We start from the raw sequence: 19,381 nt of genomic DNA on the forward strand, positions 1-19,381 counted from the left end.
CGCATGTCAAGACACGGGCAACCACTTCGCCCTACTCTGCCGTTACGCCAAGGCCGTGCCGGCCCTGGCGTCTCCCATCCCTTCCAGGAGAACAACGATGTCCTACCGCCGCATCCTCATCGCCACCGACGGCTCCGACCTGTCCGCCAAGGCCGTCGAGCACGGGCTGTCCCTGGCCCGGCTCTCGGGCGGCCGCGTGGTCGCGCTCAAGGTCGTTCCGCGCTACCCGCGCAGCTACTTCGAGGGCGGCTCGCCGGTGGATGCCGCCGAGGCACGGCGCATCGAGAGCCAGTGGGCCACCAACGCCCAGGCGCTGGTGGACGGCATCCGGCAGCAGGGCGATGCCCAGGGGGTGAAGGTCAAGCCCGTGGTGACCAAGTCGGACCTCGTCGCCGAGGCGATCATCGCCGCGGCCACCAAGCACGACTGCGACCTGATCGTGATGGCCTCGCACGGCCGCAAGGGCATCAAGCGCCTGCTGCTGGGCAGCGAGACGCAGCACGTGCTAACGCACTCGAAGGTGCCCGTGCTCGTGCTGCGCTGAAATCAGCCGAACAGTCCCTTGTACTGCTCGCGCAGCAGGTTCTTCTGCACCTTGCCCATGGTGTTGCGCGGCAGCTCGGCGGCCACGAAGCAGCGCTTGGGAATCTTGAAGTTCGCCAGGCGCGCCTTGAGCTGCGCGATGATCGCCTCGCCATCGAGCTGCGCGCCGGGCTTGCCGATCACCACTGCCACGCCCACCTCGCCGAAGTCGGGGTGCGGCACGCCCACCAGCGCGCTCTCGGCCACGCCGGGCATCTCGTTGATGAAGCCTTCGATCTCGGCCGGATAGACGTTGTAGCCGCCGGAGATGATGAGGTCCTTGCTGCGCCCCACGATGTGGACATAGCCCCGCGCATCGACCTTGCCCACGTCGCCCGTCTTGAACCAGCGGCTGCCCTGCGCGTCAACGGCGAACTCCTCCTTCGTCTTCTCCGGCATGCGCCAGTATCCCTGGAACACGTTCGGCCCCTGCACCTGGATGTGGCCGATCTCGTCGGTGGCCACCGGCTGGCCCGCATCGTCCACCACGCGCAGGCCCACGCCCGGCAGCGGGAAGCCCACGGTGCCGCCGCGGCGCTCCTCCTGCCCGCCGTGGCGCGCGTCGGCGGCATAGGGATTGCTGGTGAGCATGATGGTCTCGCTCATGCCGTAGCGCTCCAGGATGGTGTGGCCCGTGCGTTCCTGCCACTCCTTGAACGTCTCGATCAGCAGCGGCGCGGAGCCGGCCACGAACAGGCGCATGCGGGCCGTGCTCTCGCGGTTGAGCGCGGGCTCGGCCAGCAGCCGCACGTAGAGCGTGGGCACGCCCATGAACACCGTGGCGCGCGGCATGGCGGCGATCACGGCCTTCGGGTCGAACTTCGCGAACCAGACCATCGGGCTGCCGTTGATGAGCGCCCCGTGGATCGCCACGAACAGGCCGTGCACGTGGAAGATCGGCAGCGCGTGGATCAGCACGTCGCCGGGCTGCCAGCCCCAGTAGTCCTTGAGCACGAGCGCGTTCGACAGCAAATTGCCGTGCGTGAGCATCGCGCCCTTGCTGCGGCCCGTGGTACCGCTGGTGTAGAGGATGGCGGCAAGGTCGTCCGCCGAGCGTGCCACCGGCTCGTGCACGCTGGAGTGGTGCGTCGCGCGCTCCAGCAGCGTGCCCGTGCGGTCGTCGCCGAGCGTGAACACGTGCGCCGTGCCGGCCGTGAAGGCCAGCTTGGAAACCCAGCCGAAATTCGCCGGGGTGCACACCACCACCGCCGGCTCGGCGTTGCCGATGAAGTATTCGATCTCCGCGCTCTGGTAGGCGGTGTTCAGGGGCAGGAACACGAAACCCGCGCGCAGCGTCGCGAGATATAGCAGCATGGCCTCGACCGATTTCTCCACCTGCACGGCGATGCGGCTGCCCTCGGGCAGCTTCAGCGAAGCGAGCAGGTTGGCGATGCGCGCGCTGGCCTGCTCCAGGTCCGCCCAGCTGTAGTGCAGGGGCAGCCCCTCGGGCGACGTGGCCTCGACGGCGATGCCGTCCAGGTCCGCCGGGAAGGCAGCGCGCAGGGCGCTGTAGAGGTTCTGGTGGCCGGCGGCCGGTGCGGAGTCCGGCGCGCGGGAAGGCGATGCGAGCGGTTGGGAAGACATGGTGGATGAATGGTTGGACGAAAGCAAAAGGAGGATGAATAAAAACAGGTTGCGTATGCGTTGCCGGTGTCTTTCTCAGAACTGCGGAGGCCGCTTCTCCAGAAAGGCCGCGATGCCTTCGCGGTGCTCCGCGCCAGCCGCGTAGGCATACGGATCGGACCCGGCTTGCAGCACACTGCCGCCGCCGTGCCGGCATGCACGCAGCGTCTGCTTGTTGAGCCGCGCCGCCCGGGGCGCAAGCGCCGCGATGCGCTCCGCGCTGGCCCGCGCCTGCGCGGCCAGTCCGTCGTCCGCCACCACGGCCGCCAGGAAACCCTGGGTGGCCAGCGGCCCGGCACCGAAGGTGGCGGCCTCCAGCAGCATGCGGCGGGCCAGCGCGTCGCCCACGGCCTGCGCCACCAGCGCGGCCTCGCGCGGCGCCATCGGAAAGCCCAGCCGCGCGATCGGCGCGCCGAAGCGCGCGGATTCCGCGGCGAACCGCACGTCGCAGCAGGCCGCGATCTCCACCCCCGCGCCCATGCACGCTCCGCGGATCGCAGCCACGATCGGCACATCGCACGCCAGCATCGCCGACAGACCGCCCCACACATCGCGCTCATGGAAGTCGCGCAGGCTCCCGGCATCGAACCGGAACGACGGGTACTCGGAAATATCGCCCCCCGCGCAGAAGGCATCGCCCTCCCCCTCGATCAGCACGCAGCGCGCATCCGCACGGGCCTGTATGCCCTCGAACACCTCCCGCAACTGCCGCCACATCGCCCGCGACATGGCATTGAGCCGCCCCGGATGCCGCAACGTGACACGCACGATGCCGCGCCCATCCTGCGCCGCGGCCTCCGGCCACACTACCCCGACCTCACCACCCGCCATTCATCAGCCCCTGTTCATGAAAAGTCATCTGCTCACCTGAGCATTGCCATGCCAGCGAATGCATACGCCACCACAACGCCTCCCATCCGACGGCCGCGGAGCAGGCCAATGCGAGCAGACGCCGTGGAACCGGCTCCGCCGGGCCACCGGCGTCGTCCCCCCTTCCGCGCGCAGCGCGAGAAAATGGGGGGAAGGCGCGCAGCGCCTCAGGGGGGTTCACTCCAATTTGGCCCCCGAAGCCTTCACCACCTGCGCCCAGCGCTTCACCTCCGCCCCCACCATCGCGCCGAACTGCGCCTGCGTGAGCCCGCCATAGTCGGCGCCGTTCTTCGCCCATACGGCCTTGATCTCGTCGGCCGCGCCGATGCGCCGCACCTCTTCCACGATGCGCGCCTGCAGGTCCGGCGGCGTGCCGCGGGGCGCCCAGAGGCCGTACCACGTGGTCACCGTGTAGTCGGGCAGGCCCACCTCGGCCGCGCACGGCACGTCCGGGAAGGCCGGGTTGCGTTGCTTGCCCGACACCATCAGCGCACGGATGCGCCCGCCCTTGATGTGCGCAGCGGAAGAACCCAGTCCGTCGAACATCATGTCCACGTTGCCGCCGATCAGGTCCTGCAGCGCCGGTCCCGCGCCCCGGTAGGGAATGTGCGTGATGAAGGTATTGGACTGCAGCTTGAACAGCTCTCCCGCCAGGTGATGGGACGTGCCCGATCCCGCCGACGCATAGTTGAGCTTGGCCGGGTTGCGCCGCACATGGTCGAGGAAGGCGGGGAACGCCGTGAACGGCACATTGCGCGGGTTCACCACCAGCACCTGCGGCACGTTGGCCAGCAGCGCCAGCGGAATGAAATCGCGCTCGATGTCGTAATCCAGCTTCGGATACATCGACGGCGCGATCACGTGGTGCGTTCCGCCCATGAACAGCGTGTAGCCGTCCGGAGCGGCCTTGGACGCATAGCTCGCGCCCACCGTGCCGCCCGCACCGCCGCGGTTGTCGATGACCAGCGTCTTGCCGGTGGATTTGGAAAACTGCGCGGCCAGCGGCCGGGCGAACGCATCGGTGCCCCCGCCGGCCGGGAACGGCACCACCAGCGTCACCGGTTTGGCCGGCCACGGGTCGTTCGCCAAGGCACGCCCCGCCGCGAGCGCGAGGCCCGTCGCGGCAGCCCCGCGCAGCACGGCGCGCCGGGGCAGCGCCGCGGCGGGCGCATGGAAAGGATTCACTGGCATCGGTCTTGTCTCCTGTCATCGTTGTGGTGATTCGTCGATCCGATATCCGGAGGCGGGGCCGGCATGGCCGGCCGCAGGGGTCATCCGCGGGCGAGGCTGTCGATGTCTCCCGACACCGGTACGCGGCCCTGGGCCAGGAGCGCCCGGTGCTTGTCGATGCGCTTGAGGTCGTAGAGGTAGTTCACCATGAGGCCGAACGACTGCTTCTGCCCCTTGGACGACGGGTCCCCCGCCCAGTTGAGCCGCTCCACGCGCGCGCCGTTGCCGAGGTGGAAGCGCGCCACCGCATCCACGGGGCGGCCGTCCTGCAGTTCGCGCCCCAGGTAGCGCGCCGCGCAGTGCAGCAGCCACTGCCGCAGCGGCGACTTCACGGGCAGCTCCAGCGCCTTCTCGGCCGCGGCGATCACCTGCGCGGCCTGCGGTGCTTCCACTCCGAGGGCACGGCCCAGTTCGGCACGGCGCTTGTCGTCCATGGCGTCGAGCATGCCCGCGCAGTGCTTGCCGAACCATGCGCGGAAACCCGGAATCGGCGAGAGCGTGGCGAAAGTCCGCAGCCGCGGGAACTCGGCCGACAGCGTCTCCACCACGTGCTTGATGAGCGAATCGCCGAAGCTCACGCCGCGCAGGCCCGTCTGCGTGTTGCTGATCGAATAGAAGATCGCGGTATTGGCGCGGGCGATGTCCACTTCCGCCCCATCCTCGTCCAGCAGCGGCGTAATGCTGTCCGAAATCTCGTTGACCAGCGCCACCTCCACGAAGATGAGCGGCTCGTTCGGCAGGCGCGGATGGAAGAACCCATAGCAGCGGCGGTCGCTGCCCACCCGGTTCTTCAGGTCCGCCCAGCTGCGGATATCATGCACGGCCTCGTACTTGATGAGCTTTTCCAGCAGCGACGCCGGCGAATCCCACGACAGGCGCTGCAACTCCAGGAAGGCCACGTCGAACCACGTGGAAAACAGCTGCTCCAGTTCCGCGTCCAGCGGCAGCAACCGCTTGTCGCCCTTGAGCTGCGGCAGCAGTTCCGCGCGCAGGTCCACGAGAAAGCGCATGCCCTGCGGGAACACCGCGAAGCGCTGCAGCAGCCGCGTGCGCGGCGAGACCAGGGCGCGGCGCAGGTGCACTTCCGCGTGCGCCTCGTCCTCCGTGCCGGCGGCGGCCTCGTAGCGCTTCTGCGCCGTCTTGAAACGCGTGGCATCGGGTGCGAACTGCTCGCACATCAGCAGCCACATGTCGCGGCGCTCCTCGGGCTTGGCCTCGGCATACCAGGCGGCCACGGCCTCGGCCTGCCGGCCGCCCTCCACCTCGCTGGCCTGCGGCGCCGCGACCGCCTGCAGGTCGGCCAGCAGCCGGCGCAGCGCGCGCGGGGACAGGGCCTCGTTCGCTCGCCTCAGCGTGGCGGCCATGCGCTCGGACGTGGAACGCGGCGGCGGTGCCTTGGCCGGCGCGGGGGCCGGAGCGGCAGCGGTGGGCGGGCGGCCACCGCCTGCGGCGCCCGCGGCATCGAGGTCGGCGATCGGGGCTTCGGTGCGCAGGCGGGCGACACTGCGCGTGATCCATTCGGAAGCGGCATTCATGGGGCGATCCTGGAGTGGTGGTGGCGGGCAATGTCGCGCAGCGCCACGCGCTGCGCGAGAAGATGGTTGCGCATGGCCTGCTCGGCGGCCTCGGCATCCCCGCGCCGCAGCGCGGCGAACACCGCCAGGTGCTCCGCCAGGCTCTGCTGCAGGCGGCCGGGCGCATGCAATTGCTGCAGCCGCGCGAGGCGCAGGATCTTGCGCAGGTCGCCGATCACCTGGGCCAGCCAGCGGTTGTCGGCCAGCACGATGAAGGCTTCGTGGATCGCATGGTTGGCCGCGTAGTACTCGGCGATGCGGCCGGCGGCAGCATGCTCCTGCAGCCGCTCGTGCAGCACCTCCAGCGCAGCCAGGTCGGCCATGCCGGCGCGCAGCGTCGCCTCGTGCGCCGCACGGCCCTCCAGCAGCGCGATCACGGGGAAGATCTCGTCCAGGTCCCGCTCCGTCACCTCGGCCACGAAGCAGCCCCGCCGGGGCTCGTGGCGCAGCAGGCCCTCGGCCACCAGCACCTTCAGCGCTTCGCGCAACGGCGTGCGCGAGATGGCCAGCCGCTCGCACAGCGCCACCTCGTCGAGCAAACTGCCCGGCGGCAGCGCCCCCGCGAAGATCTGCTCACGCAGCCGCTCTGCCACCTCCTCGTGCAGCGAGGGGGCCTGGGACCGGACGATGGCAAGCGCAGGGGGCATGGCGTTCCTCAGGTGGCCGACGGATGGATCGACAGCAATGCCCATCGGTCATTTCACGTAATTTTTCATAATTACAGAGCCAGGTCAATGCCTGGATTACCTGAGCGCGCCGTGGGCAGGCAAAAACGCCCCTACCGCCCCCCGCATGCCTCATCCGCCGTTCACGCTGGCCGGCATCCACGCGCTGATCACGCCCGGGGGCCAGGGCTGGCGGGCCTGCCGGACGGCCGCCCCGCCACCACGCACCGGGAACGCGTGGCCGGAGCCACGCTGCGCCGTGCCGGTCCGTAAACCTTCAGTGCGCCGGTGCCATGCGCGCCGGCTGCCGCCGCGCCCACACCCACAGCAGCACACCGGCCACGATCATCGGCACGCAGAGCCACTGCCCCATGCTCATGCCGAGCGACAGGATGCCCAGGAACGCATCCGGCTCGCGGAAATATTCGGCGATGAAGCGGAAGCACCCATACCCCACCAGGAACGCCGCCGCCACCTCGCCCTGCCGGCGCTCGCGCCGCGCATACAGCCACAGCAGCACGAACAGCAGCAGTCCTTCCAGCAGGAACTGGTACACCTGCGAGGGATGGCGCGGCAACATGGAGCCGCTCTGCGGGAACACCATGCCCCAGGGCAGCGACGGATCGCAGAACCGTCCCCAGAGTTCGCCATTGATGAAGTTGCCCACGCGACCGGCCGCGAGCCCCGTCGGCACGCACGGCGCCACGAAGTCCGCCACCTGCAGCCACGGCCGGTGGCGCGAGCGGGCGAACCACACCATGGATGCGATCACCCCCAGCAGCCCGCCGTGGAAGCTCATGCCGCCCTGCCAGATGTAGAAGATCTCCAGCGGGTGCGACAGGTAGTAGCCGGGCTTGTAGAACAGGCAATAGCCCAGGCGCCCGCCCACCACCACGCCCATCACGCCCAGAAAGAGGATGTCCTCTACGTCCTTGCGGGTCCAGGCCTGCGCGCCGGTGAGCGAGGCGTACGGCTCGTGCCGCAACCGGCGCGTGCCCAGGAACATGAAGAGGCCGAACGCGGCCAGGTAGGTCAGGCCATACCAGTGGATGGCGAGCGGCCCGATCTGCAGGGCGATGGGATCGATATGCGGGTACATGAGCATGGTGGGCGGTATTGTGCCCGTCGCGTATGCCCCTGGAGCCGGCTGGCGCCCACAGCGATGCGATCCTTGAAGTCAGCCGCCATGCGGCGGCATTCCACCGGATCGACTCACACCCGGTCTCCGTCGCCTCTCTGCAGCGAGGGAGAACTCGCGGCAATGCGGTACCGAACAAATTGGTTCAACGCCAGCGAGGGACGCCCAGGATGGCTCCTTCTCAGCAGCGGGAGGATGTTCCGGATGAGCTGCAGGGGCGTGATCACGATGCCCCAGGGGAATCCCCACCAACCGAGGGCCAGGGAAAAAACGGAATCATCCATCTTTTGCCTGAGCCCGCATTTGCGGCAGCAAATCAACATCTCGCCCGAAGTTCTGGTAATGAAAATGGCCGACCAGACCCTGTAGGACTGGTGTACATCGACCGGTCCCGGACCTCCGCATTTCGGACAGCTGCCTCGGTGGATGGCGGTGGCATGGCGCTCGACTTCCGCATCAGGAACCTGCTGCGCAACGACGAGGTATGCCCCTTTGTCCCGGCACTTGGCACTGCAGAAGCGCAGTGATCCCTCCCGCTTGCCTCCCACCAGAATAGTCGCATTGCAATATGCGCAGGAAGCCATTTTTTCGATATCCAGAATTGAAGTGAAGGAGGCAGGCAACAGCACTTGCCATGCCCGGCCGTGATTATTGCCCACCGGCCCCGCAAGCATGAAGAAGTTACATCACTTCGGCCAGCCTCCGTCCAACGCGAACGATTCTGATCCCCGTACGCATGCAAACCGCCGCGGCGGGGGCTTTGGGCGACAAAGTCACGCAACGGCGCCATACTCCCGGTCTCACAAAAACAAGGAAAAAGGGCACACCATGCAGGGCAACCCACAGGTCATCGATTACTTCAAGGATCTGCTGCGCGGCGAACTGGCCGCGCGCGACCAGTACTTCATCCATTCGCGGATCTACGAGGACCAGGGCTTCGTGAAGCTCTACGAGCGCCTGAACCACGAGATGGAGGAAGAAACCCAGCATGCCGACGCGCTGCTGCGCCGCATCCTGTTCCTGGGCGGCCTGCCCGACATGCGCCCGCGCGAGTTCACCCCGGGCACCACGGTGCCCGAGATGCTGCGCAAGGACCTCGACACCGAATACGAAGTACGCGCCGCCCTGCAGACGGGGGTGCACCTGTGCGAGGGCGTGCGCGACTACGTGAGCCGCGACATCCTCCTCGCGCAGCTCAAGGACACGGAAGAGGACCACGCCTACTGGCTGGAGAAGCAGTTGGGCCTGATCGATCGCGTGGGCCTGCAGAACTACCTGCAATCGCAGACCGCCTCCGGCACGCCCTGATTCCGGTCGCGCCCGCAGCGCGCCGCCCATTGAAAAAGCCGCACCGTTGCCGGTGCGGCTTTTTTTCGTCCCGGCAGCGACCGCCTGCCGCACGGCAGGCAGCTCCGCGCGGTCAGTCGTCCAGCAGCGACAGGTCGCGCACGGCGCCCTTGTCGGCCGACATCACCAGCTTGGCATAGGCCTTGAGCGCTGCGGATACCTTGCGCGGGCGCGGCTTCGCGGGCTTCCAGCCCCTGGCATCCTGCTCGGCGCGGCGGCGGGCCAGTTCCTCGTCGGAAACCAGCACGTCGATGGTGCGGTTGGGAATGTCGATGCGAATGCGGTCGCCGTTGCGCACCAGGCCGATGGCGCCGCCAGCCGCAGCCTCCGGCGAGCAGTGGCCGATCGACAGGCCGGAGGTACCGCCCGAGAAGCGCCCGTCGGTCAGCAGCGCGCAGGCCTTGCCCAGGCCCTTGGACTTGATGTAGCTGGTCGGGTAGAGCATTTCCTGCATGCCGGGGCCGCCCTTGGGGCCCTCGTAGCGCACGATGACGATGTCGCCGGCCTTGACCTTGTCGGCCAGGATGTTCTCCACCGCTTCGTCCTGCGATTCGGTCACGTGGGCCGTACCCTCGAACACGTGGATGGATTCGTCCACGCCGGCCGTCTTGACCACGCAGCCATCCAGCGCGATGTTGCCGCGCAGCACGGCCAGGCCCCCTTCCTTCGAGAAGGCATGCTCGACGGAGCGGATGCAGCCCTCGGCGCGGTCCAGGTCCAGGCTGGGCCAGCGCGTGTTCTGGCTGAACGCCACCTGCGTCGGGATGCCGGCCGGGCCTGCCATGTAGAAATGGCGCACGGCCTCGTCCTGCGTGCGGGTGATGTCCCACTGCGCCAGCGCATCGCCCAGCGTGGGGGCATGCACCGTGGGCGCATCGGTGTGCAGCCGCCCCGCGCGGTCCAGCTCGCCCAGGATGGCCATGATGCCGCCTGCGCGGTGCACGTCCTCGATGTGGTACTTGTTGGTGTTGGGCGCCACCTTGCACAGCTGCGGCACCACGCGCGAGAGGCGGTCGATGTCGGCCATCGTGAAGTCGATGCCGGCCTCCTGGGCGATGGCCAGCAGGTGCAGGATGGTGTTGGTGGAGCCACCCATGGCGATGTCCAGCGTCATCGCGTTCTCGAAGGCCTTGAAGCCCACCGAGCGCGGCAGCACCCGCTCGTCGTCCTGCTCGTAGTACTGGCGGGCCAGCTCCACGATGCGGCGGCCGGCGCGCTTGAAGAGTTGCTCGCGGTCGGCGTGCGTGGCCACCACGGTGCCGTTGCCGGGCAGGGACAGGCCCAGCGCCTCGGTCAGGCAGTTCATGGAGTTGGCGGTGAACATGCCCGAGCAAGAACCGCAGGTGGGGCAGGCGGAGCGCTCCACCTCGGCCACGTCGGCATCGGAATACTTGTCGTCGGCGGCGATCACCATCGCGTCCACCAGGTCGAGCTTCTTGAACTCGATGGTCTTGGTGACGGGGTTGGCCAGGCGCGTCTTGCCGGCCTCCATGGGGCCGCCGGAGACGAACACCACGGGGATGTTCAGGCGCATCGCGGCCATCAGCATGCCGGGCGTGATCTTGTCGCAGTTGGAGATGCAGACCATGGCATCGGCGCAGTGCGCGTTCACCATGTACTCGACCGAGTCCGCGATGATGTCGCGGCTGGGCAGCGAATACAGCATGCCGTCGTGGCCCATGGCGATGCCATCATCCACCGCGATGGTGTTGAATTCCTTCGCCACGCCGCCCGCGGCCTCGATCTCGCGGGCCACGAGCTGGCCCAGGTCCTTCAGGTGCACGTGGCCGGGCACGAACTGGGTGAAGGAGTTCACCACCGCGATGATCGGCTTGCTGAAGTCTTCGTCCTTCATGCCGGTGGCGCGCCACAGGGAGCGGGCACCGGCCATGTTGCGTCCGGCGGTGGAGGTCTTGGAACGGTATGCGGGCATCGTGGATCGGAGAAAGTTTGGAAGGAGGCGGTCGCTCGGCGACGCGGAATTATCCTCCAGTGCCTTCCCCCGCCGGGCGGCATGCCTATCGCCGCTCTGCCGGCAGGCGCCCGGAGCCGGCCAGGGCCCTCAACGGGGCCTGCGCGGCTTCACGCCCATGGCTTCCTTGTGCCGGTCGATGCGGTCCTTGCGGCGCTGGTCGATCTTCTCCATGGCACGGCGCTTGGTGTAGCCCGTGGCATCCGCCCAGGCCCACCAGGCCGCGGTGACGGCGAACGGCGACAGCACCCACCACCAGCTCCACTGCGCGACCGGGCCGATCTCCAGGTACTTGAGCACGACCAGCAGGATTCCGAGGCCCAGGGTATACATGATGGTGGCAACTCCGGCAGGGGGCGCGGGCGGGCTGCGAAAGGCCGGCACGGCACGTCAACCCCGCCCACTACAATTTCATTGAGCCGCATACTAACCCACACGAAAGCACCCCATGAAGCGCACGCTCCCCCTCCTCCTGCTGGCCTTCTCCGCTGCCATGCCGGCCCTGGCCGACCAGGCCCTGGCCACGGCCAAGAACTGCATGGCCTGCCATGCCGTGGACAAGAAGCTCGTGGGTCCCTCCTACAAGGACGTGGCGGCCAAGTACGCCGGCCAGAAGGATGCCGTGGACAAGCTAGCCGCCAAGATCATGAAGGGCGGCTCCGGCGTGTGGGGCCCGGTGCCCATGCCGGCCAACTCCCAGGTGAACGAGGCCGAGGCGAAGAAACTGGCGGCGTGGGTGCTGTCGCTCAAGTAACGCAGGCCTGGCAGGCTGCTGAATACCCCCGCCCGCAGGCCACCGGGGCGCAACCGCCTCCAATCCGTGCGCGGCGCGGACGTCTTCAGCGAGCCGTTGTCCACGGTCAAGCCGCTGGATGGGTTTCATCCCTGGCCAACCGCCCATTGCGCCCGGTGTGGGAGACGGTCAACGATGCGCTGCGGCGCCTGGACCGGGTTGTTCGAGCGCATGCACGGGCCGAGCGACAAGGGAGGCCGTCCGGGCATCGCGCTGATCCAGGCCCGGGCTGGACGCAATAGTTTGCTTGTTTTTCGCTTCTGCACACCGCAGTCTGCGTTCGCTGGCGGCACACATTAAAAAGCCGGAGGATTTATGCCCTATGGCAGCCCCGGTTGGAAAGTGGACGTGCGCCCCGACATCGAATCTTCAGCCATTCGGGGAAGTTCCACCCAGCGACAAGACCAGGGGACCGAACCTCTGTGGCCAGTGCGTGTCTTACGTCAAAAAGGTTTGCCCGTCTCTGCCAAGCACCACGCACTGGCGCAAAGGCGCTCAAGTCAAAGACGATCAAAGCATAGCGCCCGGCACCGCAATAGCCCTTCTATGTCATTGAGTAAGCAAATTGCCGCTTTTCTTCTCTGCCTGCCATCGGACCTCGCAACGCTTGAACCTGACGTGGCAAAGGAGCGATATGGCCACTGGGTTCTCGGCTACATCTACGACAAGGGCCGGTTCGCAACCATACGCTGCAAGTACGCGGACAAGCAAACGCATGATGTAAAGCTGGCAAAACGCGTGGAGCAGTGCAGCTATTCCATCAATGCGAAGAATGTCCTTCGAGTAACTTGCAAATGAAAACGGAAGAAATCGCGCGCGTGCCCACCGTTGCCGCGGCGTAGCTGGCCGCCTTTTATTTCAAGCGCGACAGCACGTGCCGCTGCCCCTTGCGATCACTGCATGGCCAAGGGTTTTTCCAACGATAGAGGACGTTTGCTCACAGCACCGGATCACGGCGTGTACGCAACTGGTCTTCCAGCTGGCCCACATAAGCCGCCGTGGCGTTGTCGGACTCCTGCACCCGGGCCGCGACATGCGACTCCAGCACGTCGATGCGCGCCAGCAGCGCGGCCTGGCCCTGCTGGTGCTGCGATTCCAGGAAGGCCCGCAGTTCGGTGAAGCGCGATGCCTCGGCCCGGTCGGCCAGTTCGCGCTGGGCCTGGAGTTCCTTGGCATGGCGGCGGGTTTCCAGCAGCACGGAGCCCTGCAGGGACAGCACGTAGGCGATGAAGAAAATGCCCAGCAGCACGGTGAGCCCCAGCATCAGCAGGCCGAGCGGCGCCTGGAACGAGGTGAATCCGAGCGAAATGGCCGAGGGCGTGGCCAGGGTGGTCCAGTTGAGCGCGGCGAGCACGGCGATCGCCGCGACGATGAGCAGGATGACGATGGATCGGAAGGCCATGGTGTTCTCCGGGAAGGGTGTCGGGCGCCGCGCCGCGAGGGCCGCGGCGGCGTTGGCACCCGGTTGTAACCCGGCCATGGCCGTCCCGCCGACGCAAGGCCGGCGAAACAGATTCCGTCCTACAGGACGCGCCAGTCCCCGGGTCAGTTGGCCTGGGCCAGCTGATCCAGGATCGCCGGATTCTCAAGCGTGCTGGTGTCCTGCGTGATCGCCTCGCCCTTGGCGATGGAGCGCAGCAGGCGGCGCATGATCTTGCCGCTGCGGGTCTTGGGCAGGTTGTCGCCGAAGCGGATGTCCTTCGGCTTGGCGATCGGGCCGATCTCCTTGGCCACCCAGTCGCGCAGCTCCTTGGCGATGGCCCTGGCCTCGTCGCCAGTGGGGCGCGGGCGCTTGAGGACCACGAAGGCGCAGATGGCCTCGCCGGTCAGGTCGTCGGGGCGGCCCACCACGGCGGCCTCGGCCACGAGGTCGGTCTTGGAGACGAGGGCGGACTCGATCTCCATCGTGCCCATGCGGTGGCCCGAGACGTTCAGGACGTCGTCGATCCGGCCGGTGATGCGGAAGTAGCCGCGGTCGGCACTGCGCACCGCGCCGTCGCCCGCCAGGTAGTAGCCCTTGAGCTCTTCCGGGAAGTAGCTCTTCTTGAAGCGCTCCGGATCGTTCCAGATGGTGCGGATCATGCTGGGCCAGGGGCGCTTGATGACGAGGATGCCGCCCGTGCCGTTGGGAATGTCGTTACCGGACTCATCGACGATGGCGGCGGTGATGCCGGGCAACGGCAGCGTGCAGGAGCCCGGCACCAGCGGCGTGGCGCCCGGCAGCGGAGTAATGACGTGGCCGCCGGTCTCGGTCTGCCAGAAGGTGTCCACGATGGGGCAGCGCTCGCCACCCACGTTCTTGTGGTACCACATCCAGGCCTCGGGATTGATGGGCTCGCCCACGCTGCCCAGGATGCGCAGGCTCGACAGGTCGGAGCTGGACGGGTGGACCGCCTTGTCGGCTTCAGCCGCTTTGATGAGCGAGCGGATGGCCGTGGGCGCGGTGTAGAAGATCGAGACCTTGTGGCGCTCGATCATCTGCCAGAAGCGCCCGGCGTTCGGGTACGTGGGCACGCCCTCGAACACGACCTGCGTGGCACCGGCCGCCAGCGGCCCGTAGGCCACGTAGGTGTGGCCGGTGATCCAGCCGATATCGGCCGTGCACCAGAACACGTCCTCGGGCTTGAGGTCGAAGGTCCAGTCCATGGTCAGCCTGGCCCACAGCAGGTAGCCGCCGGTGGAATGCTGCACGCCCTTGGGCTTGCCGGTGGAGCCGCTGGTGTAGAGGATGAAGAGCGGATGCTCCGCGCCCACGGGCACGGGGGCGCACTCGGCACTCTGGCCAGCCAGGGCTTCATCGAAGGTCTTGTCGCGGCCCGCCACCATGTTGCAGGCCGTGGCCGTGCGCTGGAAGACGAGGATGCTGCGGATCGATTCGCAGCCGCCCATGGCGATGCCTTCATCGACGATGGCCTTGAGCGGCAGTTCCTTGCCGCCGCGCATCTGGTAGTTGGCGGTGACCACGGCCACCGCGCCCGCGTCGATGATGCGCTCCTGCAGCGCCTTGGCCGAGAAGCCGCCGAACACCACGCTGTGCGTGGCCCCGATGCGCGCGCAGGCCTGCATCGCCACCACGCCCTCGATGGTCATGGGCATGTAGATCAGCACGCGGTCGCCCTTCTTCACGCCCTCGGCCTGGAGGGCGTTGGCGAAGCGGCCGACGCGCTCCAGCAGTTCCCTGTAGGTGACCTTCGTCACGGCGCCGTCGTCGGCCTCGAAGATGATGGCTGTCTTGTTCTCGACCGGCGTGCCGATGTGGCGGTCCAGGCAGTTGGCGCTGGCGTTCAGTTCGCCGTCGGCGAACCACTGGAAGAACGGGGCGTTGGACTCATCCAGCGTGCGGGTGAAGGGCCGGGTCCACTGCACGTTCTCGCGTGCCAGGCGCGCCCAGAAGCCTTCGAAGTCGCGCTCGGCCTCGGCGCAGAGGGCCTCGTAGCCCGCCATGCCGGAGATGCGCGCACCCTTCTCGCAGGCGGCGGGCGGGGGAAAGACGCGGTTTTCCACCAGCACGGATTCGATCGTGGACGATGACGCACTCATTTGCTTGTGTCTCCTGGGAGTCGTTGGAACAGGTTTTCGCCGGTACTTTCAGGGGGCCCACTTACATGCCACTGACGCACGCCCGCATGGGGCCGCAGCCCGCTACCGGCACGGCCCACATGCTACTCCCGGCACGGCGCCGCGGCTGGCGCTTCCACCCGCCCGGGCAGGGCAGCAGCCCCACGGACCGCCGGCTCGACGGCAGGCCCTAGAATCCCGCCGCGATCCTCCCGCTCCCCGGTTTCCACCACCCTTTTCCCCACCGATATGGCCTTCCCCCAAGACTCCGCCCCGCGCCCGCAGGGCCCTGCCCTGAGCCCGCTCGCCTCGCTCATCTTCGCGAGCCGCTGGCTGCAGCTGCCCCTGTACCTGGGGCTCATCGTCGCACAGGGCGTGTACGTATGGCACTTCCTGGTGGAGCTCTGGCACCTCGTGGAGGCCGCCTTCGGCCACCAGCCGGCGCTGCAGGCGCTGGTCACGAGCATCGGCTACAAGCCGGGCTTGGAAGTCGTCGCGCTCAACGAGACCGTGATCATGCTGGTGGTGCTGGCGCTCATCGACGTGGTGATGATCTCGAACCTGCTCATCATGGTCATCGTGGGCGGGTACGAAACCTTCGTGAGCCGGCTCAACCTGCATACCCATCCCGACCAGCCCGAATGGCTGGGTCACGTCAACGCCTCGGTGCTGAAGGTGAAGCTGGGGCTGTCCATCATCGGCATCAGCTCGATCCACCTGCTCAAGACCTTCATCAACGCCGCCAACTACGACACCAAGGTGCTGATGTGGCAGACCATCATCCACGTGGCGTTCCTGGCCAGCGCGATCGCCATCGCCTATACGGACCGGCTCCTGCACGTCTCGCACGAGAAGCACTGAAATCCGCCGTGCGGCCGGTACGCGGGGCGCCACGGTCGCGCTCGCGATTAACACATCCGTAAAAACCGGTGTTTTGACTCAAAAACACCGAATGCTTACACTTTGTGGGTGTTTTACCACCTGCAGTGCAGGTAATCCGGTCTCCTCCTCCCATTGCGGAGTGCAGCAGGGCCCGGATCATTGAGTCGGCGCCGCCGCAGCCCTGCCTGCGGTCCGCCGGCGCCACGGCCGGTTCCGGCCCTGATGCCCCACGGGGCACCGGCGGAGTCCTCGCAGCCCCGACCTCTCCGCCGGGCGCCCCTCGCCCTTGCGCACCTTCTCGCGTGCCATGCGGGCCAAACCCCGGGCCACCGCCCATCTTTTTTCCGGCAACGCCGGCGCATGCTTTTTCGCGGCGCCGCGCGGGGCCGCCGCATCAGGTTGCAGCCGATCGACCGGCCCCGTGCCCGGAAGGCGATCCTGCGCCCAGGATCGCCGCCGGGCGTGTTCGTTCAACCCGTTCCAACCGAGGGAGGACCCACGACGTGGCCAAGCAAATCACCATCGACCATGTGTTCAAGGTATTCGGCGACGCGCCCGATACCGCGCTCGAACTCGTGCGCCAGGGCTGCAGCAAGCAGGAGATCCTGGAGCGCACGGGCCAATCCATCGGCGTCTTCGACGCCACCTTCACCATCGAGGCCGGCGAGATCTTCGTCGTCATGGGCCTGTCGGGCTCCGGCAAATCGACGCTGGTGCGCATGCTCAACCGCCTCATCGAGCCCACCGCGGGCCGCATCCTGGTCGAAGGCTCCGACATCAACGTGCTACCGGACCGCGCCCTGCGGGCGCTGCGCCGCAAGGACATCAGCATGGTGTTCCAGTCGTTCGCCCTGATGCCCCACATGACCGTGCTCGACAACACCGCATTCGGCCTGGAACTGGCGGGCGTGGCCCGCGCGGAGCGGGAGCAGCAGGCCGCCGCCGCACTGGAGCAGGTGGGGCTCGCCGCCTGGGCGCAGAGCTATCCGGACGAACTCTCCGGCGGCATGCAGCAGCGCGTGGGGCTGGCCCGCGCGCTGGCGTCCGATCCGTCCATCCTGCTGATGGACGAGGCCTTCTCGGCGCTCGACCCCATCATCCGCACCGAGATGCAGAGCGAACTGCTGCGGCTGCAGCAGATCCGCCGCCGCACCATCGTCTTCATCTCCCACGATCTCGACGAGGCCATGCGCATCGGCGACCGCATCGCCATCATGAAGGATGGCCACGTGGTGCAGGTCGGCACGCCGGACGAGATCCTGCGCAATCCGGCCAACGACTACGTGCGCAATTTCGTGCGCGGCGTGGACGCGGCCGCCGTGTTCAAGGCGGGCGACATCGCTCGCAAGCGGCTGACCGTGGTGCGCGAACACACCGACCGGGGCTGCCGCCCCGCGCTGCAGCTCATCGAGGGGCATGACGACAACTTCGCCTACGTAGTCACGCCGGCGCAGCGATACCTGGGCACCGTGTCCGCCGATTCGCTGAGGGCCGCACTGCAGGGCCACTCGGGTCCGCTGGGGCTGCAGCATGCCTTCATCCCGGAGGTGGGCACGATCCCGTCCGATGCCCCCGTGGCCGACCTGTTCGGCCAGGTCGCGCAGGCTCCCTGCGCCCTCCCGGTGGTGGAGCCCGACGGCCGGTTCCGGGGCGTGGTCAGCAAGACCACGCTGCTGCGCTTCCTGGACCGGGATACCCCGCCCGTGCCGCCGACGGTACCGTCCACCGCGCACGCGACCCGCCCCGCCGCATCCGAACCCGCCAGGAGCCACGCATGAACGCCACCCCGACGCTTCCTCCTTCTTCCACCTCCACGGGTAACGACGCCCTGCAGGCGACCCAGGTGGCCCAGGCCCATCCCGCTCCGGCGCCCGACACCAACCCCTGGGCGACAGCTGGCGACGGCCCCGCCACCGTGGCTCCGCTCGGCACGCAGGCGGATCCTGCCACCGGCACGCCCCCCGCAGCACCCGATGCAGACCCCTGGGCCGCCTCCTCGGCCACCGGACCCGATGCCGGCGGCGCGGACTGGCTGCACGCCGCGCCCGACGCGGCCACCGGCAGCGCCACGCTGCCCCATGACGCCCTGGGCGGCGCGGGCGACCCGTCGCAGGCCGCAGGCGGCCTGCACCTGTCCCAGCTCTGGGACGGATCGCTTCCGGTGGAACACTGGATCAACCAGGGCCTGACCTGGACGGTGGAGCACTTCCGGCCCGCATTCCAGGCCGTGCGCGCGCCCGTGGACGCCACGCTCGCCGGCGTGCATTCGGTGCTCACGGGACTGCCCACCCTGGGCATGGTCGCCGTCGTGGGCCTGCTGGCATGGCAGTTCGCGGGCCGCGCGCTCGCCCTGGGCGCGGTGGTATCGCTGCTGCTGGTGGCGATGCTGGGCATCTGGCAGGAGGCGATGGTGACGCTGTCGCTCGTGCTCACCTCGCTGGCGTTCTGCCTGGTGCTGGGCCTGCCCCTGGGCATCCTGCTGGCCAGCAGCGACCGGGCACAGCGCCTGCTGCGCCCGGCGCTCGATGCCATGCAGACCACCCCGGCCTTCGTGTACCTCGTTCCGGTGGTGATGCTTTTCGGCATCGGCAACGTGCCGGGCGTGGTGGTGACCATCGTGTTCGCGCTGCCGCCGCTGGTGCGCCTGACCAACCTGGGCCTGCGGCAGGTGCGCCCCGACCTGGTGGAAGCCGCCCGCGCCTACGGCGCCTCGCCGCTGCAGATGCTCTGGAAGGTGCAGCTGCCGCTGGCCATGCCGTCGATCATGGCCGGTATCAACCAGGCCCTGATGCTGTCGCTCTCGATGGTGGTGATCGCCTCGATGATCGCCGTGGGCGGCCTGGGCCAGATGGTACTGCGCGGCATCGGCCGGCTGGACATGGGCCTGGCCACCGTGGGCGGCCTGGGCATCGTGCTGCTCGCGATCACGCTGGACCGCATCACGCAGGCCATGGGCCAGCCGCGCCGCGGCGCACGCCACTGGTGGCAGACCGGCCCCGCCGGCCTGGCGGTGGCCGCCTTCACCGCGCTGCGCCCCTCCACGGGGCAAGCCCCCCGCGGCCGCACCGCCGCCGCGGAGCCCGCCCCCGCCCTGCCCGCCGCGGAACAGCCCGCGCTGGCGGGGGCCGCCCGCTGATGCACTCCATC

At 68.2% G+C, this 19,381-nt stretch carries 19 protein-coding genes; 9 read left to right on the forward strand and 10 right to left on the reverse strand.

Going from position 1 to position 19,381, the window contains the following annotated elements:
• Positions 1-97 precede the first annotated feature (97 nt).
• Entirely contained in the window at positions 98-544 is a 447-nt protein-coding gene (locus tag T336_RS0124150; protein ID WP_026434444.1) for a universal stress protein, read from the forward strand.
• A gap of 2 nt (positions 545-546) precedes the next feature.
• Here the strand turns inward: T336_RS0124150 and T336_RS0124155 are convergent, their stop codons facing one another.
• The 6 genes from T336_RS0124155 to lgt all read right to left on the reverse strand — a co-directional run bounded on the left by T336_RS0124155 (position 547) and on the right by lgt (position 7,649).
• The gene (locus T336_RS0124155; RefSeq protein WP_051647437.1) at positions 547-2,166 is read right to left on the reverse strand and encodes a malonate--CoA ligase; all 1,620 of its coding nucleotides are present in this window, start codon (positions 2,164-2,166) and stop codon (positions 547-549) included.
• A 75-nt stretch (positions 2,167-2,241) separates the two neighbouring features.
• A complete protein-coding gene (locus tag T336_RS0124160; RefSeq protein ID WP_026434446.1) occupies positions 2,242-3,036 on the reverse strand; it encodes an enoyl-CoA hydratase/isomerase family protein in 795 nt (264 codons plus the stop codon).
• 216 nt (positions 3,037-3,252) lie between these two features.
• Positions 3,253-4,266 carry a Bug family tripartite tricarboxylate transporter substrate binding protein gene (locus T336_RS0124165; RefSeq protein WP_035227235.1) on the reverse strand — a complete coding sequence of 338 codons (1,014 nt, stop codon included), beginning with the start codon at positions 4,264-4,266 and terminating at the stop codon, positions 3,253-3,255.
• 80 nt (positions 4,267-4,346) lie between these two features.
• A complete protein-coding gene (locus T336_RS0124170) occupies positions 4,347-5,840 on the reverse strand; it encodes a malonyl-CoA decarboxylase (RefSeq protein WP_026434448.1) in 1,494 nt (497 codons plus the stop codon).
• Positions 5,837-6,526, reverse strand: a complete 690-nt coding sequence (locus tag T336_RS0124175) for a GntR family transcriptional regulator (RefSeq protein WP_051647439.1) — start codon at positions 6,524-6,526, stop codon at positions 5,837-5,839. The genes T336_RS0124170 and T336_RS0124175 overlap by 4 nt, the downstream gene beginning before the upstream one ends.
• Before the next feature lie 295 nt (positions 6,527-6,821).
• A complete protein-coding gene (lgt, locus tag T336_RS0124180; protein ID WP_026434450.1) occupies positions 6,822-7,649 on the reverse strand; it encodes a prolipoprotein diacylglyceryl transferase in 828 nt (275 codons plus the stop codon).
• A 203-nt stretch (positions 7,650-7,852) separates the two neighbouring features.
• Between lgt and T336_RS27020 the strand changes: the two genes are divergently transcribed.
• Together T336_RS27020 and bfr are read left to right on the forward strand one after the other, a co-directional pair.
• Entirely contained in the window at positions 7,853-8,209 is a 357-nt protein-coding gene (locus T336_RS27020; RefSeq protein WP_156957961.1) for a hypothetical protein, read from the forward strand.
• A 301-nt stretch (positions 8,210-8,510) separates the two neighbouring features.
• The gene (gene bfr, locus T336_RS0124190) at positions 8,511-8,990 is read left to right on the forward strand and encodes a bacterioferritin (protein WP_026434451.1); all 480 of its coding nucleotides are present in this window, start codon (positions 8,511-8,513) and stop codon (positions 8,988-8,990) included.
• Positions 8,991-9,102: 112 nt separating this feature from the next.
• Here the strand turns inward: bfr and ilvD are convergent, their stop codons facing one another.
• Together ilvD and T336_RS0124200 are read right to left on the reverse strand one after the other, a co-directional pair.
• Entirely contained in the window at positions 9,103-10,962 is a 1,860-nt protein-coding gene (ilvD, locus tag T336_RS0124195; protein ID WP_019700096.1) for a dihydroxy-acid dehydratase, read from the reverse strand.
• A 129-nt stretch (positions 10,963-11,091) separates the two neighbouring features.
• Positions 11,092-11,334, reverse strand: a complete 243-nt coding sequence (locus T336_RS0124200) for a TIGR04438 family Trp-rich protein (protein WP_019700095.1) — start codon at positions 11,332-11,334, stop codon at positions 11,092-11,094.
• A 115-nt stretch (positions 11,335-11,449) separates the two neighbouring features.
• Between T336_RS0124200 and T336_RS0124205 the strand changes: the two genes are divergently transcribed.
• The 3 genes from T336_RS0124205 to T336_RS26430 all read left to right on the forward strand — a co-directional run bounded on the left by T336_RS0124205 (position 11,450) and on the right by T336_RS26430 (position 12,592).
• Positions 11,450-11,755 (forward strand): c-type cytochrome, encoded by a 306-nt coding sequence (locus T336_RS0124205; RefSeq protein WP_026434452.1) that lies wholly within the window; start codon positions 11,450-11,452, stop codon positions 11,753-11,755.
• Between the two features lie 361 nt (positions 11,756-12,116).
• Complete coding sequence (locus tag T336_RS26425) at positions 12,117-12,350, forward strand: BPSL0067 family protein (protein ID WP_244884022.1); 234 nt, start codon at positions 12,117-12,119, stop codon at positions 12,348-12,350.
• Entirely contained in the window at positions 12,341-12,592 is a 252-nt protein-coding gene (locus T336_RS26430; protein ID WP_084151517.1) for an STY0301 family protein, read from the forward strand. Before T336_RS26425 ends, T336_RS26430 begins: the two co-directional genes overlap by 10 nt.
• A 139-nt stretch (positions 12,593-12,731) precedes the next feature.
• Here T336_RS26430 and T336_RS0124210 read toward each other — a convergent pair whose 3' ends face one another.
• Entirely contained in the window at positions 12,732-13,196 is a 465-nt protein-coding gene (locus T336_RS0124210; protein ID WP_019700093.1) for a hypothetical protein, read from the reverse strand.
• A gap of 143 nt (positions 13,197-13,339) precedes the next feature.
• Positions 13,340-15,334 (reverse strand): acetate--CoA ligase, encoded by a 1,995-nt coding sequence (gene acs, locus T336_RS0124215; RefSeq protein WP_019700092.1) that lies wholly within the window; start codon positions 15,332-15,334, stop codon positions 13,340-13,342.
• Between the two features lie 267 nt (positions 15,335-15,601).
• On the opposite strand from acs, the gene T336_RS0124220 reads away from it, so the two are divergent.
• The 3 genes from T336_RS0124220 to proW all read left to right on the forward strand — a co-directional run bounded on the left by T336_RS0124220 (position 15,602) and on the right by proW (position 19,370).
• Positions 15,602-16,213 (forward strand): TIGR00645 family protein, encoded by a 612-nt coding sequence (locus T336_RS0124220; protein ID WP_026434453.1) that lies wholly within the window; start codon positions 15,602-15,604, stop codon positions 16,211-16,213.
• Positions 16,214-16,737: 524 nt separating this feature from the next.
• The gene (proV, locus tag T336_RS0124225; protein ID WP_019700091.1) at positions 16,738-18,012 is read left to right on the forward strand and encodes a glycine betaine/L-proline ABC transporter ATP-binding protein ProV; all 1,275 of its coding nucleotides are present in this window, start codon (positions 16,738-16,740) and stop codon (positions 18,010-18,012) included.
• Positions 18,009-19,370 (forward strand): glycine betaine/L-proline ABC transporter permease ProW, encoded by a 1,362-nt coding sequence (proW, locus tag T336_RS0124230; RefSeq protein ID WP_026434454.1) that lies wholly within the window; start codon positions 18,009-18,011, stop codon positions 19,368-19,370. The genes proV and proW overlap by 4 nt, the downstream gene beginning before the upstream one ends.
• Positions 19,371-19,381 lie beyond the last annotated feature (11 nt).

It is taken from the genome of Paracidovorax oryzae ATCC 19882 (assembly GCF_000687165.1).
GTDB lineage: Bacteria > Pseudomonadota > Gammaproteobacteria > Burkholderiales > Burkholderiaceae_C > Paracidovorax > Paracidovorax oryzae.

Bases quoted from the DNA above. Each gene is read 5' to 3' on its own strand.
- T336_RS26425 (WP_244884022.1), top strand. From the start codon at position 12,117: ATGGCAGCCCCGGTTGGAAAGTGGACGTGCGCCCCGACATCGAATCTT.
- T336_RS0124220 (WP_026434453.1), top strand. From the start codon at position 15,602: ATGGCCTTCCCCCAAGACTCCGCCCCGCGCCCGCAGGGCCCTGCCCTG.
- T336_RS0124150 (WP_026434444.1), top strand. From the start codon at position 98: ATGTCCTACCGCCGCATCCTCATCGCCACCGACGGCTCCGACCTGTCC.
- lgt (WP_026434450.1), bottom strand. From the start codon at position 7,649: ATGCTCATGTACCCGCATATCGATCCCATCGCCCTGCAGATCGGGCCG.
- acs (WP_019700092.1), bottom strand. From the start codon at position 15,334: ATGAGTGCGTCATCGTCCACGATCGAATCCGTGCTGGTGGAAAACCGC.
- T336_RS0124155 (WP_051647437.1), bottom strand. From the start codon at position 2,166: ATGTCTTCCCAACCGCTCGCATCGCCTTCCCGCGCGCCGGACTCCGCA.
- T336_RS0124205 (WP_026434452.1), top strand. From the start codon at position 11,450: ATGAAGCGCACGCTCCCCCTCCTCCTGCTGGCCTTCTCCGCTGCCATG.
- T336_RS0124175 (WP_051647439.1), bottom strand. From the start codon at position 6,526: ATGCCCCCTGCGCTTGCCATCGTCCGGTCCCAGGCCCCCTCGCTGCAC.
- T336_RS0124160 (WP_026434446.1), bottom strand. From the start codon at position 3,036: ATGGCGGGTGGTGAGGTCGGGGTAGTGTGGCCGGAGGCCGCGGCGCAG.
- T336_RS27020 (WP_156957961.1), top strand. From the start codon at position 7,853: ATGGCTCCTTCTCAGCAGCGGGAGGATGTTCCGGATGAGCTGCAGGGG.
- T336_RS0124210 (WP_019700093.1), bottom strand. From the start codon at position 13,196: ATGGCCTTCCGATCCATCGTCATCCTGCTCATCGTCGCGGCGATCGCC.
- T336_RS0124200 (WP_019700095.1), bottom strand. From the start codon at position 11,334: ATGTATACCCTGGGCCTCGGAATCCTGCTGGTCGTGCTCAAGTACCTG.
- T336_RS26430 (WP_084151517.1), top strand. From the start codon at position 12,341: ATGTCATTGAGTAAGCAAATTGCCGCTTTTCTTCTCTGCCTGCCATCG.
- proW (WP_026434454.1), top strand. From the start codon at position 18,009: ATGAACGCCACCCCGACGCTTCCTCCTTCTTCCACCTCCACGGGTAAC.
- T336_RS0124165 (WP_035227235.1), bottom strand. From the start codon at position 4,266: ATGCCAGTGAATCCTTTCCATGCGCCCGCCGCGGCGCTGCCCCGGCGC.
- ilvD (WP_019700096.1), bottom strand. From the start codon at position 10,962: ATGCCCGCATACCGTTCCAAGACCTCCACCGCCGGACGCAACATGGCC.
- T336_RS0124170 (WP_026434448.1), bottom strand. From the start codon at position 5,840: ATGAATGCCGCTTCCGAATGGATCACGCGCAGTGTCGCCCGCCTGCGC.
- bfr (WP_026434451.1), top strand. From the start codon at position 8,511: ATGCAGGGCAACCCACAGGTCATCGATTACTTCAAGGATCTGCTGCGC.